Origin of the sequence: Pseudomonas sp. 43(2021), from assembly GCF_017490805.1 — a bacterium.
GTDB lineage: Bacteria > Pseudomonadota > Gammaproteobacteria > Pseudomonadales > Pseudomonadaceae > Aquipseudomonas.
In genome coordinates this window covers 21,138-36,482 of record NZ_JAFGYJ010000003.1, presented here as the reverse complement: position 1 = coordinate 36,482, position 15,345 = coordinate 21,138, and the positions used below count along the sequence as shown (strand labels likewise).

The window sequence follows — 15,345 nt, the reverse complement described above, 5'->3', positions numbered from 1 at the left end:
AAGACGCGATGAGAAATGGCGTCCCAGGCAGGAATTGAACCTGCAACCTTCCCCTTAGGAGGGGGATGCTCTATCCAATTGAGCTACTGAGACGCAAGTGCCGACAGCGAGCGCTGCACAGCGGGACGGCCAGCATGTTAACCAGCATGCTGGCATTTGTCATGCCTCAACCGGGCTTTTTCGCGTAATCCTTTTCTGCCAATGCTACACCTGCGGCAACACACCTTCATCACGCAGCAGCGCGAACAATGCCGCGACCGCTGCTTCCAGGGTGGTGGAGTTGTCCAGCACATGCACCGACGGATCGGCCAGCGCCTGCAAACGGTCATTACGTGCCAGGCGCTGCTCGACTTCCTCTGCGCTTTCCCGGCCGCGGGCCAGCAAGCGCTCGCGCAGCACCTCGGCCCTGACCTCGACCAGCACTGCCAACAGGTTCGGGTAACGCTGGCGCGCCTCGGCCAGGTACGCCCGCGAACCATTCACCAGTACCGCCCTGCCCGCCGCCAACCACTGGTCCACCTGTTGCGGAATACCGTAATCCAGGCCATTGGCCCGCCAATGCATGGCGAACGCCCCCTGCGCGCGCAGTGTTTCGAACTGCTCGGGCGTGACCCCATGGGCGGCTTCGCCCTTGGCTTCGGCCGAACGGGTAATAACGCGACGGGCGACTTCCACCCCGGCGGCGGCCAGTCGCTCACGTGAAGCGTCGATCAGGGAATCTTTCCCTGACCCCGACGGTCCTATAAGAAATATCAACCGGCCTGTCCCTGTTTGGCGGTCGCTTGCGTCATGTTGCATAGCCACTATGCTCTATGAAAGGGAAACCGGCGCATTCTAGGGGTTTTCCAGGCCTTTTGCTGCGTTTTACCAGTTTTTGACGGCAAAAGTCTGACAGTTTGGCAAGCCGGCGCATGTAAAACTTTTCAAACCAGTACTCATTTCTGATAATTGGTACTGGCATAAAGCCTTTATCCGGCTCACTATTTGTCACAGAATTGACGCCAAGGAAACGGCGACCATGAGGCAAGATGAGCATCCATTTTTCACCGACGGTTGAACATTTTGTCGTCGTCACGGTCGTACTACCACCCCGTGCGGCCAATTTGAGAACCGCTTCCCCTGAACCAAAATCCGGTCAATTTATATGCGCCCAATGAAACAGGCTATTTATTCGAGCCGCACCGCTGACAAGTTCGTCGTCCGCCTGCCAGACGGAATGCGTGAGCGCATTGCCGAGGTAGCGCGCAACCATCACCGCAGCATGAACTCCGAGATCATCGCGCGCCTGGAACAGAGCCTCATCCAGGAAGGTGCGTTGGGTGACGAGCTGAGCATGCGTCTGGACAGCCCCGAACTGTCCCTGCATGAACGCGAGTTGCTGCAACGCTTCCGCCAACTGTCCCACCGCCAGCAGAACGCGCTGGTTGCCCTCATCGCTCACGATGTGGAAATGGCCGCCGACGCCTCCTGAGGTTTGCAGCGAACATGAAAAAGCCAGCGTAAGCTGGCTTTTTTGTGGGCTCACCACGGCTGTGGGATCACTATCTCCGTGGGAGCGGCCTTGTGTCGCGAAAGGGCCGCAGAGCGGCCCCACGATGTCAGCAGCGCCGCACAAATCCGGGGCTGCTTCGCAGCCCTTTCGCGACACAAGGCCGCTCCCACAGAGACCTCATCAGCGTCTGGAAGTTAATCGGTTACAGCAGGAACAGTGTGGCCAGGCCGAGGAAGATGAAGAAGCCACCGCTGTCGGTAACGGCAGTAATCATCACACTCGACCCCATCGCCGGGTCGCGCCCCAGACGAGTCAGCGTCATCGGGATCAACACCCCCATCAAGGCTGCCAACAGCAGGTTCAAGGTCATCGCCGCGGTCATCACCAGGCCCAACGACCAGCTGCCATACAGCCAGAATGCCACCGCACCGATCACCCCACCCCAGATCAGGCCGTTGAGCAGCGATACCGCCAGCTCCTTGCGCATCAGGCGGCTGGTGTTGCCCGGCGACACCTGGTCCAGCGCCATGGCACGCACGATCATGGTGATGGTCTGGTTGCCGGAGTTGCCACCAATACCCGCCACGATCGGCATCAACGCGGCCAGGGCCACCAGCTTCTCGATCGAACCTTCGAACAGGCCGATCACTCGCGACGCAACGAAAGCGGTAATCAGGTTGATGGCCAGCCAGGCCCAGCGGTTGCGCAGCGAACGCCAGACCGAGGCGAAGATATCTTCCTCCTCGCGCAAACCGGCCATGTTCAGCACTTCGCTTTCGCTTTCTTCACGAATCAGGTCGACCATTTCGTCGATGGTCAAGCGGCCGATCAGGCGTTCGTTCTTGTCCACAACCGGCGCTGACACCAGGTCATAACGCTCGAAGGCCTGCGCCGCATCATAGGCATCTTCCTCGGGGTGGAAGGAGACCGGGTCGGTCGCCATGACCTCCGCCACCTTCTTCTCCGGGTCGTTGACCAGCAGGCGCTTGATCGGCAATACGCCCTTGAGGATGCCGTCATAGTCGACCACGAACAGTTTGTCGGTGTGGTTCGGCAGCTCTTTCAGGCGGCGCAGGTAGCGCAACACCACTTCCAGGCTGACGTCTTCGCGGATGGTGACCATCTCGAAGTCCATCAGCGCACCGACCTGCTCCTCGTCGTAGCTCAGCGCCGAACGCACGCGCTCGCGTTGCTGGGCATCGAGGGTTTCCATCAGCTCGTGAACAACGTCACGCGGCAGCTCAGGCGCCAGGTCGGCCAGCTCGTCGGCGTCCATTTCCTTGGCGGCGGCGAGCAGCTCGTGATCGTCCATGTCGGCGATCAGCGATTGCCGCACGGCGTCGGACACTTCCAGCAGGATGTCGCCGTCGCGATCCGAGCGCACCAGCTGCCAGACCGTCAGGCGGTCTTCCAGGGGCAAGGCTTCGAGGATGTAGGCGATGTCGGCGGGGTGCAGGTCATCGAGTTTGCGCTGCAGCTCGACGAGGTTCTGGCGGTGGACCAGGTTTTCCACCAGGTCGTTGTGGGCGCCCTCCTGACGGTGGGTCAGGTCTTCGACCACGCGCTGGCGTTGCAGCAGTTCGACCACCTGGGCCAGGCGGTCCTGCAGGCTTTCCTGCGCTTTTTTTACTTCTACTTCAGTCATAGGCGAACTCCACTCCCAGCAGCGGAGCACGCCGGGAGAATCAATCGGTCAGATCTTTCTGTATGAATCTTGTTAGCGAGTAACTACTGGGTAAGTCCATGGTGGTTTTCCACAAGCCCCGGCGGGGCTGACGGGCGCAATCATACACTGCTAGAGCTGTCAGATCGCTTAAAATTTTGGCCAGAACAATCGTTTGCGTGATAAAGCTGGGACAACGCTCGAAGCTATCAGTGCGACGGCGGGTCTGGCGGTCAAGTTACATTTGTTGTGTGCCTGGATGTGTATGCGGTGCCTGATCGATCTTGGGGCTGCTTTGCAGCCCCCAAAGGCACATGCTCAATCTACAGAAGAGCTTAGATCGACATCACCAACAATTCATTGGCGCAGAAAAACAAAAAGCCCGCTCAATTGAGCGGGCTTCTTGATTGGGTGTGGCGGACTCAGGAGGATTCGAACCTCCGACCGCTCGGTTCGTAGCCGAGTACTCTATCCAGCTGAGCTATGAGTCCGTGGTGGTAGTTTTAGACCAGGTTACCACTGGTTGGTTGAAGCGCCCTTGCAAGCAGAGCCACTTCAAAAAGTGGCGGACTCAGCAGGATTCGAACCTGCGACCGCTCGGTTCGTAGCCGAGTACTCTATCCAGCTGAGCTATGAGTCCGCGATGGTAGTTTTAGACCAGGTTACCACTGGTTGTTTGAAGCAGCCTTGCAAGCAAAGCCACTTCAAAAGTGGCGGACTCAGGAGGATTCGAACCTCCGACCGCTCGGTTCGTAGCCGAGTACTCTATCCAGCTGAGCTATGAGTCCGTGTCTTGCCGCGCATTATAGGTCGCTGAAACATTTTTGCAAGAACTTTTTCGTTTAAAATCAACTACTTAGCGTTCTTACTGTTTACAGCGCCCTAAGCGAATAATGGCGGTGAAGGGGGGATTCGAACCCCCGATACCCTTATGAGGTATACTCCCTTAGCAGGGGAGCGCCTTCGGCCACTCGGCCACCTCACCGCAACACGAGGCGAATATTAAACAGGCTCTTCCTCGTTTGCAACCCTTTTTTTGAAAAAAACTTCAAAAAAATTAAAGGCTTGGCTCCTCGTCCTTCTCTTTCTTGATCCGCAGGTAGATTTCTTCGCGGTGCACAGCCACTTCTTTCGGGGCGCTGACGCCAATACGCACCTGGTTGCCTTTGACGCCGAGCACCGTCACGGTGATCTCGCCGTCTCCAATGATCAGGCTCTCGGCGCACCGACGAGTCAGAATCAACATAGCTTTCTCCTTACGCAAAACATTCAGGGGTAACAGTCTTGGGTGTCGCGGCCTGGTCGTGGACGACGACCAGGGCCCGGTTGATCGCCACACAGGGCAGGACAGGCCTGCGTGGCGAGCAGAAACGCGAAGGGCGCGGCAAGCCGCGCCCTTCCAGGCAGCGTATTACTCGCTCTGTCGTGCCGGAGCGTCGAGCTCGAACGCGGTGTGCAGCGCGCGTACGGCCAGCTCCAGGTACTTCTCTTCGATCACGACCGAAACCTTGATCTCGGAGGTGGAGATCATCTGGATGTTGATGCTCTCCTTGGCCAGGGCTTCGAACATGCGGCTGGCAACACCGGCGTGCGAACGCATGCCGACGCCGACGATCGAAACCTTGGCGATCTTGGTGTCGCCGATCACTTCACGGGCACCGATTTCGCGGGCAGTGTTTTCCAGCACGCTCTGCGCCTTCTCGTACTCGTTGCGGTGTACGGTGAAGGTGAAGTCGGTGGTGTTATCGTGGGCAACGTTCTGCACGATCATGTCGACCTCGATGTTCGAGGCGCTGATCGGGCCGAGGATCTTGAAGGCCACGCCCGGGGTGTCCGGCACGCCGCGAATGGTCAGCTTGGCTTCATCACGGTTGAAGGCGATACCGGAAATGATCGGCTGTTCCATGGATTCCTCTTCATCAATGGTAATGAGGGTACCCGGACCCTCCTTGAAGCTGTGCAGCACGCGCAGCGGAACGTTGTACTTGCCGGCGAACTCCACCGAACGGATCTGCAGCACCTTGGAACCGAGGCTGGCCATTTCCAGCATCTCTTCGAAGGTGATCTTCTCCAGGCGCTGGGCCTGTGGCACAACGCGCGGGTCGGTGGTGTAGACGCCATCGACGTCGGTGTAGATCTGGCACTCGTCAGCCTTCAGCGCAGCCGCCAGGGCCACGCCCGTGGTGTCGGAGCCGCCACGGCCCAGGGTGGTGATGCTGCCGTGCTCGTCGACGCCCTGGAAGCCCGCCACCACGACCACGCGGCCTTCCTTGAGGTCGGCACGAATCTTCTGGTCGTCGATCTGCAGGATGCGCGCCTTGTTGTGCGCGCTGTCGGTGAGAATGCGCACCTGGTTGCCGGTGTAGGACACCGCTGGCACACCACGCTTGATCAAGGCCATGGTCAGCAAGGCAATGGTGACCTGCTCACCGGTCGACACGATCACGTCCAGTTCACGCGGAACCGGCTGATCGGTGATCTGCTTGGCCAGGTCGATCAGGCGATTGGTTTCACCGCTCATGGCCGACAACACAACCACCAGGTCGTCGCCCGCCTCACGGTGTTTCTTGACCTTATCGGCTACCTGCTCGATCCGCTCGATGGAACCGACAGAGGTGCCGCCAAATTTCTGTACGATCAACGCCATTTCAATGGTGCCTCAGCCCATACAGGGCCCCAAAAAACAATCCAACATGAAGAGGCCGGCAGGAGTGGCCTGTGTGGCCACTAGACCGCCGGCCCCCTCATCTCAAAGTCCCTGCTCTGCGAATGGCACGGCCAGCGCCAGGGCCTGGTCCAGTGCAGCGACGTCGACGCCACCACCCTGGGCCATGTCCGGACGGCCACCGCCCTTGCCACCCACCGCCGCAGCGGCTTGTTTCATCAGATCGCCAGCCTTGAGTTGGCTGGAGAGGTCCTTGGTCACACCGGCCACCAGCACGACCTTGCCCTCATGCTCGCTGCCCAGCAGGATCACTGCATGGCCGAGCTTGTTCTTCAGCTGATCGACCAGCGCCAGCAGGGCCTTGCCGTCCTGCCCATCCAGGCGGGCGGCGAGCACCTTGGCGCCTTTGACCTCAACGGCCGCGTTGGAGAGATCGTCCCCGGCGGCGCTGGCGGCCTTGGCCTGCAGCTGTTCCAGCTGCTTCTCCAGCTGGCGGTTGCGCTCGAGCACAGCCGACAGCTTGTCGATCAGGTTGTCGCGGTTACCCTTCACCAGCTGTGCGGCTTCCTTGACCTGCTCTTCGGCAGCGTTCAGGTAGGCCAGCGCAGCAGCGCCGGTGACCGCTTCGATACGGCGCACGCCAGAAGCCACGCCGCCTTCGCTGATGATCTTGAACAGGCTGATGTCACCGGTGCGCTTGGCGTGGATACCGCCGCACAGCTCCACCGAGAAATCGCCGCCCATGCTCAGCACACGCACGGTGTCGCCGTACTTCTCGCCGAACAGCGCCATGGCACCCTTGGCCTTGGCGGTTTCGATGTCGGTCAGTTCGGTTTCCACCGCAGTGTTCTTGCGCACTTCGCGGTTGACGATGTCTTCCAGGGCCTTGATCTGCTCTGGTTTCACCGCCTCGAAGTGGCTGAAGTCGAAACGCAGGCGCTGGCTGTCGACCAGTGAGCCTTTCTGCTGTACGTGCTCGCCCAGTACCTGGCGCAGCGCTTCGTGCAGCAGGTGGGTGGCGGAGTGGTTCAGCGAGGTGGCGTGCTGCACGTCGGCATCGACCTTGGCCACGACTGGCGAACCGATCACCAGCGCACCGCTGGCAACCACGCCGTGGTGCAGGAAGGCACCGCCGGTCTTGGTGGTGTCGCGCACGTCGAAGCGCGCAGCACCGGCCTGCAGGAAGCCGGTGTCACCCACCTGGCCACCGGACTCGGCGTAGAACGGCGTGCGGTCGAGCACGACCACGCCTTGCTCGCCTTCGCCCAGCTGGTCGACGGCCTGGCCGTCCTTGTACAGGGCGATGATCTTGCCCTGGCCCTCGGTGGCATCGTAGCCGAGGAACTCGGTGGCGCTGTCGACCTTGACCAGGCTGTTGTAGTCCATGCCGAAGGCGCTGGCAGAACGGGCACGCTCACGCTGGGCGTCCATCTCGCGTTCGAAGCCGGCCTCGTCGATGGTCAGCTCGCGCTCGCGGGCGATATCGGCGGTCAGGTCCATCGGGAAACCGTAGGTGTCGTACAGCTTGAACACCACGTCGCCCGGCACTACTTCGCCCTTGAGCTGGGCCAGGTCCTGCTCGAGGATGCGCAGGCCCTGCTCCAGGGTCTTGGCGAACTGTTCTTCTTCAGCCTTGAGCACGCGCTCGATGTGCGCCTGCTGGCTGTTCAGTTCCGGGAAGGCCTCGCCCATTTCAGCAACCAGCGCGGCAACGATCTGGTAGAAGAAGCTGCCTTTGGCGCCCAGCTTGTTACCGTGGCGGCAGGCGCGGCGAATGATGCGGCGCAGTACGTAGCCACGGCCTTCGTTGGACGGCAGCACGCCGTCGGCAATCAGGAAGCCGCACGAACGGATGTGGTCGGCGACCACTTTCAGCGAGGCCTGGCCGTCATTGCTGCAACCGATGGCCTTGGCCGCGGCCGCCAGCAGGTTCTGGAACAGGTCGATCTCGTAGTTCGAGTGCACGTGCTGCAGCACGGCGCTGACGCGCTCCAGGCCCATGCCGGTGTCCACCGACGGCGCTGGCAGCGGGTGCAGCACGCCGTCGGCGGTGCGGTTGAACTGCATGAAGACGTTGTTCCAGATCTCGATGTAGCGATCGCCGTCTTCTTCCGGCGAGCCGGGTGGGCCGCCCCAGATGTCCGGGCCGTGGTCGTAGAAGATCTCGGTGCATGGGCCGCACGGGCCGGTGTCGCCCATGGTCCAGAAGTTGTCGGAGGCGTATGGGGCGCCCTTGTTGTCGCCGATGCGCACCATGCGCTCGGCCGGCACGCCGACTTCCTTGGTCCAGATATCGTAGGCTTCGTCGTCAGTGGCGTAGACGGTGACCCAGAGCTTTTCCTTGGGCAGGTTCAGCCATTTTTCCGAAGTCAGGAAGGTCCAGGCGAAAGTAATGGCGTCGCGCTTGAAATAGTCGCCGAAGCTGAAGTTGCCCAGCATTTCGAAGAAGGTGTGGTGACGCGCGGTGTAACCGACGTTTTCCAGGTCGTTGTGCTTGCCACCGGCGCGCACGCACTTCTGGCTGCTGACGGCACGGGTGTAGGCACGCTTCTCCGCACCGAGGAAGCAGTCCTTGAACTGGTTCATGCCGGCGTTGGTGAACAGCAGGGTCGGGTCGTTGTTCGGGATCAGCGAACTGGAGGCGACTCGGGTATGTCCCTGCTCTTCGAAGAAGCGAAGGAAGGCTTCACGGATTTCTGCGCTTTTCATAGGTTCTTCCACGGAAACGGCGGCCGTTTGGGCTAATACGTCGAATCGACGAAACGACGGCAAAGGGCGCCATTATAGCTAGCCTGAACAGGAGATACAGCGTGTTTGTACACCAGAACAGCAATCGGCGGATGAAAAGGCGTTCATGGACATGACCAACACCGCAAAGCGAGCCTGACGGGTTAGGCAGGCTATACATAAACAACACCTGAGCCCCCGGGCGCGATGGGAGGATGCTCCCCCATCCCTGATTCCGGAGCACACGATGCCTGAGCCAGATCTGTCCAAACTCCACTCGGACCCACACCCGCTGCCCCACAAGGCCATCCTGGCCAATCCGAACCCGATCTACTACATCGACGCTCGCCGACCTGGTTACGCCCAGACCGCTTTCGACAATGAAAAGAACCCTCAGCAGCAGACCGAGGTCAAGTACATCCAGGCTGACACCAATGTGCGAATCACCCTGGAGCGCACCTATCCATTGGGGCGGCGCTATCACCGCAACACACAGAACAGCGAGCTGCTGGTCTTCAACGTGGCCCCGCGCGTGCTGCGCCCGGAAGAGCAAAAAAAGCGGGTACGTATCGCCCCTGGCGAATGCCTGCTGGAAGTGACCATCAACGATGCAGTATTCATGGTCGCCGCGCATACCGCTCAAGCCATTGCCATTCGCCTCACGGATGGCAATCACCACCTTGTCATCGCCCCGGAGGTGAAGAAGACGGTGCTGATCGACATGATAGGGAGCGGCAACAAAATCGAGACAGGCGCAGGTATCGTCCACATCGATGCCCACACCGGCACGCACCAGATTGTGGCGGGTAGCGGCCCGGTGCTCATCGACAAAGGCGACGCGGTTGTCAACGTCACGGGGCACCGCTTGCTTGGCCGTGAATCTTCCAGGGTAGAGCTCTACCGCAATACCGAAAACGATGCGCAACTGGCCAGACCTGTCGCGGCCGAACACCAGTCCCTGGGCAACGTCGGCATCCGAGTGACAGGTAGCGACCATTTCCGGCAAGCGGTTCAGGACGCACTGGAGCTACTGCGCAAACTCCCCTGCGGCCAGGCGCTGCTGGCGGGCCTGGATGAAAAAGCCGGGCAGTCCGGGAACCCGATCAGCGTGATCGAAGCTTCCAGGCACCAGTTCACCGCCTATACACCCAGCGATCATGAAGAGGATGAAGACGAAGGCCACTTCATCATCGATGAAAGCCAGAGCAGCTGGGGTTACAGCGGTGGCACCCTGGCCTACAACCCAGGCTGGTCGACCGCTGCGCAACTGCCACTACTCGACCTGTACCGCTGCCTGTGCCAAGGCTGGAACTCGGTGTCAGGAACCGTCTTTCCAGGCCAGACAGAGGTTCAAGGAAAAAACGGCGTTTATCCGGTGGACAACCTGCTGCTACAGAGCATCGGCTTGCCTACCGATTGCAAGTTCACATTCGACACCAGCACCGCCCTGAACACCAATCCACCCGACTTCACTGAAAACGGGCTACGGCAGGCGCTACAACTGGAGCTGCGCACACAGGCGTAAGCCCCGGCCATTGCGGCAAGCTCAGCCTAGTCGCTGACCGGAGTCGGGCACGATCAGAATCCCCGCCCTGAGGCCATTCTTGACCTTGGGGTTGGGGAAGATGATGCGTGCCCCTTCCTCCTCGACCACCCAGCGTGTTTCGGCCAGGTCTTCGGCCAGCAGGTAACCCTTGCTCAGCTCGGAGAAATTCTCGATGTCCGCCGGCAAGTGCAGGTGGAAGCTGTCGCTGTGCTTGATGATCTCGCGGGAGACACTGAACAGTTGCAGGCCATCCAGCGAGCTTTCGCCCTGCGGCTCGGTGTCTTCGATGATGTGGATCAGCCGCGCTTCCAGCTTGTCGAGGTTGACCAGCTCGTTCTGGCCAAACGGTCGAGCCTTGCCCAGCTCCAGGGTGAAGGCTTCGGCCTCGAGCTGCTCGTAGGTGAAGGCGCTGAAGGTAATGGAAGACTTGCTTTGCAACAACACCGCCTCCATGCCCGCCGCCGCCAGGCGTGCCAGCTCGCGACGGGAGTGCTTGCGCCCCTCTTTATAGGGGTACAAGGCGAACTGCTCGATCTTCGAGCCTCGGATGGCAGTATGCAGGTCGTAATGCAGGCGGCTGCGCCCCGGCTTGCTGAAGAACACCCGGGCGAACTGTTCCAGCTCGGCGGCACGCAATGCCTCGAGGCCACTGGACAGCTCGTGGCGCCCGTTGAACAGGCGGTTGATGTCCTGCTCGATGAAGCGCTCGCCCTTACGGATCGCAGCCGGGTTGCCGAACAGGAACAGCACCCGCGCCTTGGGTAGGATCTTGCCGTTGGCCACGCCATGCAGCAGCCGCTCGAGCAACTCGATCGGTGCCGTTTCGTTGCCATGGATGCCGGCGGACAACAGCAAGTCCAGCCCGCAATCCTCGTTTTCGGCCGGGCGCACTTCGAGCGCGCCCTCCCCCAGCCAGCGCAAACGCGCGCCCTTGGGTGTCACTTGGGTCTTCTCGGCCGGTTCGTGATCGGTGAGGGTCAGCTCAAGCAATTTGCCAAGGGCGAGCATAGGGACTTCCTTAGTGGTGGTGGCCGCAGTCAGGGCCATGGACGTGATCGTCGTCTTCAGCGACTTCAGCCGGCTCCATTTCCAGCTGCAGGCTGACCAGGTTGGTGGCCATCGGACGCAATAGCAGGTTGGCGTACTCGGTGTCGTCTTCCTCGACATCCACGCCGATCAGCAGCTGGCCACGGCCATCCTGCTGAATCCACACTTCCTTGCCCTGCCAGACCACGGCAAAGCGGGTGCAGGAAGTTTCCAGCTGGGTGCCGTCTTCATCTTCGAGGATCAGGCGCAGGGCGTCGGTCATTGCAAAGTCTCTCTTCAAGGTTGGCGTTGGAACGGATACACCGAGCCCAACTTCAGGATCTGGGTCAATTCGTCCAGTGCCGTACGGCATTCCACCAGTAGCTGCGGGTCGGCCAGGTCCGCTTCGCCAAGGCGATCGCGGTAGTGCTTGTCGACCCACTGCACCAGGGTGTCGTACAGCGAGGCGGTCATGATAACGCCTTGGTTGACCGCTGCCAGTTCCGTTTCCTTCAACGCCACGCGCAAACGCAGGCAAGCCGGCCCACCGCCGTTCTGCATGCTCTGCTTGAGGTCGAACACCTTGACCTCCTTCACCGCGCCGCCCTGGGCGGTCAGCTGGCCGAGGTAGGCCCAGACCCGCTCGTTGTTGCGGCACTCTTCCGGCACCACCAGCAGCATGGAGCCGTCGTCGCGGCTGAGCAGCTGGCTGTTGAACAGGTAGGAACGCACCGCGTCCTCCACCGTCACCGCTGCCCGCGGCACGCAGATGGCCTGGAAGTTGCCACCCTTGCTGGCCAGTTTAGCCCGCAGCTGGCCAAGTACCGCGTCGGTCTCGAGGAACGCGTCCTCGTGGTAGAACAGCACCTCGCCGTTGCCCACCGAAATCACATCGTTGTGGAATACGCCCTGGTCGATCACGGCCGGGTTCTGTTGAGCGTAGACCACGCCGTCATCGCTCAGGCCATGCAGCCGAGCCACGGCCTGGGAGGCTTCCAGGGTTTGCCGGGCCGGGTACTTCTGCGGTGCCGGGAAGCGGCTGTCGAAGGCACTGCGGCCGTAGACGAAGAACTCCACGCCGGCCTCGCCGTACGCACGGCAGAAGCGCGTGTGGTTGGCTGCGCCCTCGTCACCGAACTGCGCCACGGCAGGCAGCGCTGCGTGGTGGGCAAAGTGTTTGTCGTTGCTGAACATGGCACCCAGCACGCGGCTGGTGGTCGGGTGCTCGATGCTGCGGTGGTACTTGCAGTTGAGGTTGGCAGCAGTGAAGTGCACGCGGCCGTCGGCGGTGTCGGCACTGGGGCTGACCGTGGCGGCGTTGGCCACCCACATGCTCGAGGCCGAGCAGCTGGCCACCAGCAATGGCATGGCCTCCCTGGCGGCGCGCTGGATCACTTCGGCATCGCTGCCGCTGAAGCCCAGGCGGCGCAGTGCGGCCACGTCCGGGCGCTCCTGCGGCGCCAGCACGCCCTGCTTGAAGCCCATGTCGGCCAGCGCTTTCATCTTCGCCAGGCCCTGGCGCGCAGCTTCGCGCGGGTTGGAAGCCTGTTGGCTGTTGCTCTGCGAAGCCACGTTGCCGTAGGACAGGCCGCCATAGTTGTGGGTAGGCCCCACCAGGCCATCAAAATTCACTTCGTAGGATTTCATCGGCTAGGCTCCGTGACCTGTTGTTATAGGGTGACGCCCGGCGTCAGGGTTGCCGGCAAGGCAAGGCTGGCGGTCTCCAGCGAAGCCACGGGGTACGCGCAGTAGTCTGCCGCGTAATAGGCGCTGGCGCGATGGTTGCCACTGGCACCCACGCCGCCGAACGGCGCACTGCTGGCGGCACCGGTCAGTTGCTTGTTCCAGTTGACGATGCCTGCGCGACTGCGCAGCCAGAAGTACTGGTAACGGGCACGGGAATCGGACAGCAAGCCGGCGGCCAGGCCGTACTGGGTGTTGTTGGCCTCATCGATGGCAGCATCGAAGTCGGCGTAGCGGATCACCTGCAACAGCGGGCCGAAGAACTCTTCGTCCGGGCGCTCGGCCACAGCGGTGACATCGACGATGCCTGGGGTCAGCAGTGCTGCGTCGGCCTGCGGCTGGGTCATTTCCAGCAGTTTCACGCCCCCCTTGGCGACCAGTTCGGCCTGGGCCGCAATCAGCGCCCGCGCCGCCTGCAGCGAAATCACCGAGCCCATGAACGGCGCCGGCTGCTGGTCGAACGCGCCAACCGTGATGGATCTGCTCACCTCGACCAGCCGCGCGATCAGCGCATCGCCCCAGGCGCCTTGCGGTACCAGCAGACGACGGGCACAGGTGCAGCGCTGGCCGGCGGAAATGAACGCCGACTGGATAATGGTGTACACCGCCGCATCGAGGTCCTTGACCTCATCCACCACCAGCGGGTTGTTGCCACCCATTTCCAGGGCCAGGATCTTGTCCGGGCGGCCGGCGAACTGCTGGTGCAGCAGGTTGCCGGTGCGGCTGGAGCCGGTGAAGAACAGGCCATCGATGCCCGGGTTGGCGGCCAGCGCCACACCGGTTTCACGCGCGCCCTGCACCAGGTTGAGCACACCCGCCGGCAGCCCGGCGGCAATCCAGCAATTGACGGTCAGTTCGGCGACCTTGGGCGTCAGCTCACTGGGCTTGAACACCACGCAGTTGCCCGCCAGCAGCGCCGGCACGATATGGCCGTTGGGCAGGTGGCCGGGGAAGTTGTACGGGCCGAACACCGCCACCACACCGTGGGGCTTGTGCCGCAGCACGGCCGTGGCATCGGCCAGCGGGCCGCTCTTTTCGCCGGTGCGCTCGCGATAGCTCTGCACCGAGATCGCCACCTTGTTGATCATGCTGGTGACTTCGGTCGCCGACTCCCACAGGGGCTTGCCGGTTTCCTCGCCAATGCACTGGGCCATCGCTTCGGCATGCGCCTTCAGTTGCGAGGCGAACTTCTCCAGCACATCGATGCGCGCGTCCAGGCTCAGCTGCGCCCAGGCCGGGAAGGCATGGCGCGCAGCCTGCACGGCAGCCTCCACCTGGCTGGCGTCGGCGCCCTGCCCCTCCCATACGACAGCTTGCGTCACCGGGTTGAGCGACTGCAGGGTTTCGCCCTGGCCGGCCTGCCAGTTGCCTGCGATGTAATGCGTGGTCATTTATTTGGCCTCCCGGCTTGCCGACAGCGGCACCGCGCGCACGTTGTCGCCGGCACCCATGCGCAGGCGCTTGGCCGTCAAGGGGTCGACCACCAGGGTACCGGCGGCCAACCGCGCAGGTGCAGCCGTGATGCGGCAGTCGTCGCGCTTGCGGTTGTGAATGATGTAAGGAGTGGCGTCATCGCCCGGTGTGCCCACGGCCAGCACCAGGGTCTGGCTTTCGCGTACGGCGCGGATCTTGTCGGTGTCGCACTCGATGGCAGGGCCGGCATCGAAAATGTCGACGTAGCCTTGGTAGTTGAAGCCTTCCTGCTTGAGCATCGCCAGCGCCGGCTCGGTGTCTTTGTGCACACGGCCGATCACGTTGCGCGCTGCCTCGGACAGGAAGCAGGTATACAGCGGGAACTTCGGCATCAGCTCGGCAATGAACGACTTGTTGCCCACGCCGGTGAGGTAGTCGGCCTGGCTGAACTCCATCTTGAAGAAGTGCCGGCCCAGGCTTTCCCAGAACGGCGAGCGGCCCTGCTCGTCGGACATGCCGCGCATTTCGGCAATGATCTTCTTGCCGAACAGCTCGGGGAACTCGGCCATGAACAGCATGCGCGCCCGCGACAACAGGCGGCCATTGAGGCCAGAGCGGTAGTCGCTGCGCAGGAACAGCGAGCACAGTTCGGAGTTGCCAGTCAGGTCGTTGGCCAGGAACAGGGTGGGGATTTCGCGGTAGATCTTCAGCTCCTGCGAGGCGCTGACGGTCAGGCCGACCCGGTAGTTGTACCAGGGCTCGCGCAGGCCGACGGCACCGGCGATGGCACTGATGCCAACCACCAGGCCTTCGTCGTTTTCCAGCACGAACAGGTAGTCGGTGTCGGCGCGCTCGGCTTCGCCACGGAAGCTTTTTTCCGCCCAGCCAACGCGATGCCCCAGGCGCTCTTCGTTGGCCGGCAGCGTGGTCAGCCCGGTGGTCCCGGTGCTGCGTGCCAATTCGATCAACGCAGGCAAATCGCTGCTGCGTACAGGACGAACGATCATGCTATCTCCTTGTGCGACGGCGGCAGCCGGCGCGAAACTCTGCTAACGCATCAATCCGCAAAC

The 15,345-nt window shown here is 61.8% G+C and carries 13 protein-coding genes and 5 tRNA genes; 2 read left to right on the top strand and 16 right to left on the bottom strand.

What is annotated here, in order from left to right; all coding sequences use genetic code 11:
* Window positions 1-16: 16 nt before the first annotated feature.
* The 3 genes from J5M71_RS03170 to J5M71_RS03160 all read right to left on the bottom strand — a co-directional run bounded on the left by J5M71_RS03170 (window position 17) and on the right by J5M71_RS03160 (window position 1,075).
* Window positions 17-93, bottom strand: a tRNA-Arg gene (locus J5M71_RS03170).
* Between the two features lie 111 nt (window positions 94-204).
* Window positions 205-798 (bottom strand): phosphonate metabolism protein/1,5-bisphosphokinase (PRPP-forming) PhnN, encoded by a 594-nt coding sequence (phnN, locus tag J5M71_RS03165; protein WP_207829583.1) that lies wholly within the window; start codon window positions 796-798, stop codon window positions 205-207.
* Window positions 788-1,075, bottom strand: coding sequence for a hypothetical protein (locus J5M71_RS03160; RefSeq protein ID WP_207830141.1), 288 nt, complete (start codon window positions 1,073-1,075; stop codon window positions 788-790). Before J5M71_RS03160 ends, phnN begins: the two co-directional genes overlap by 11 nt.
* A 69-nt stretch (window positions 1,076-1,144) precedes the next feature.
* On the opposite strand from J5M71_RS03160, the gene J5M71_RS03155 reads away from it, so the two are divergent.
* A complete protein-coding gene (locus tag J5M71_RS03155; protein ID WP_003254499.1) occupies window positions 1,145-1,471 on the top strand; it encodes an Arc family DNA-binding protein in 327 nt (108 codons plus the stop codon).
* A 223-nt stretch (window positions 1,472-1,694) separates the two neighbouring features.
* Here J5M71_RS03155 and mgtE read toward each other — a convergent pair whose 3' ends face one another.
* From mgtE to alaS, 8 genes are all read right to left on the bottom strand, one after another.
* Window positions 1,695-3,137: a magnesium transporter gene (gene mgtE, locus J5M71_RS03150; protein ID WP_025340118.1), complete on the bottom strand. Its 1,443-nt coding sequence runs from the start codon at window positions 3,135-3,137 to the stop codon at window positions 1,695-1,697.
* Between the two features lie 432 nt (window positions 3,138-3,569).
* Window positions 3,570-3,646, bottom strand: a tRNA-Arg gene (locus tag J5M71_RS03145).
* Window positions 3,647-3,718: 72 nt separating this feature from the next.
* Window positions 3,719-3,795, bottom strand: a tRNA-Arg gene (locus J5M71_RS03140).
* Window positions 3,796-3,866: 71 nt separating this feature from the next.
* A tRNA-Arg gene (locus J5M71_RS03135) sits at window positions 3,867-3,943 on the bottom strand.
* Window positions 3,944-4,049: 106 nt separating this feature from the next.
* Window positions 4,050-4,140 (bottom strand) — tRNA-Ser (locus J5M71_RS03130).
* A 72-nt stretch (window positions 4,141-4,212) separates the two neighbouring features.
* Window positions 4,213-4,401: a carbon storage regulator CsrA gene (csrA, locus tag J5M71_RS03125; RefSeq protein WP_003254503.1), complete on the bottom strand. Its 189-nt coding sequence runs from the start codon at window positions 4,399-4,401 to the stop codon at window positions 4,213-4,215.
* Window positions 4,402-4,566: 165 nt separating this feature from the next.
* Window positions 4,567-5,802: an aspartate kinase gene (locus tag J5M71_RS03120; RefSeq protein ID WP_013973645.1), complete on the bottom strand. Its 1,236-nt coding sequence runs from the start codon at window positions 5,800-5,802 to the stop codon at window positions 4,567-4,569.
* Between the two features lie 102 nt (window positions 5,803-5,904).
* Window positions 5,905-8,529 (bottom strand): alanine--tRNA ligase, encoded by a 2,625-nt coding sequence (alaS, locus tag J5M71_RS03115; protein WP_207829579.1) that lies wholly within the window; start codon window positions 8,527-8,529, stop codon window positions 5,905-5,907.
* A gap of 265 nt (window positions 8,530-8,794) precedes the next feature.
* Here alaS and J5M71_RS03110 point away from each other — a divergent pair, with 265 nt between their 5' ends.
* The gene (locus J5M71_RS03110; protein WP_207829576.1) at window positions 8,795-10,072 is read left to right on the top strand and encodes a M91 family zinc metallopeptidase; all 1,278 of its coding nucleotides are present in this window, start codon (window positions 8,795-8,797) and stop codon (window positions 10,070-10,072) included.
* Between the two features lie 21 nt (window positions 10,073-10,093).
* Here the strand turns inward: J5M71_RS03110 and astE are convergent, their stop codons facing one another.
* Genes astE through astA form a run of 5 tightly spaced genes read right to left on the bottom strand, consistent with a single transcriptional unit; the run spans window position 10,094 to window position 15,282 of the window.
* Complete coding sequence (gene astE, locus J5M71_RS03105) at window positions 10,094-11,101, bottom strand: succinylglutamate desuccinylase (RefSeq protein ID WP_207830131.1); 1,008 nt, start codon at window positions 11,099-11,101, stop codon at window positions 10,094-10,096.
* Between the two features lie 10 nt (window positions 11,102-11,111).
* Complete coding sequence (locus tag J5M71_RS03100) at window positions 11,112-11,402, bottom strand: hypothetical protein (protein WP_063912882.1); 291 nt, start codon at window positions 11,400-11,402, stop codon at window positions 11,112-11,114.
* 14 nt (window positions 11,403-11,416) lie between these two features.
* Window positions 11,417-12,766 carry an N-succinylarginine dihydrolase gene (gene astB, locus J5M71_RS03095; protein WP_063912883.1) on the bottom strand — a complete coding sequence of 450 codons (1,350 nt, stop codon included), beginning with the start codon at window positions 12,764-12,766 and terminating at the stop codon, window positions 11,417-11,419.
* A 23-nt stretch (window positions 12,767-12,789) separates the two neighbouring features.
* Complete coding sequence (gene astD / locus J5M71_RS03090) at window positions 12,790-14,253, bottom strand: succinylglutamate-semialdehyde dehydrogenase (RefSeq protein ID WP_207829573.1); 1,464 nt, start codon at window positions 14,251-14,253, stop codon at window positions 12,790-12,792.
* Window positions 14,254-15,282 (bottom strand): arginine N-succinyltransferase, encoded by a 1,029-nt coding sequence (gene astA, locus J5M71_RS03085; protein ID WP_063912885.1) that lies wholly within the window; start codon window positions 15,280-15,282, stop codon window positions 14,254-14,256.
* Window positions 15,283-15,345 lie beyond the last annotated feature (63 nt).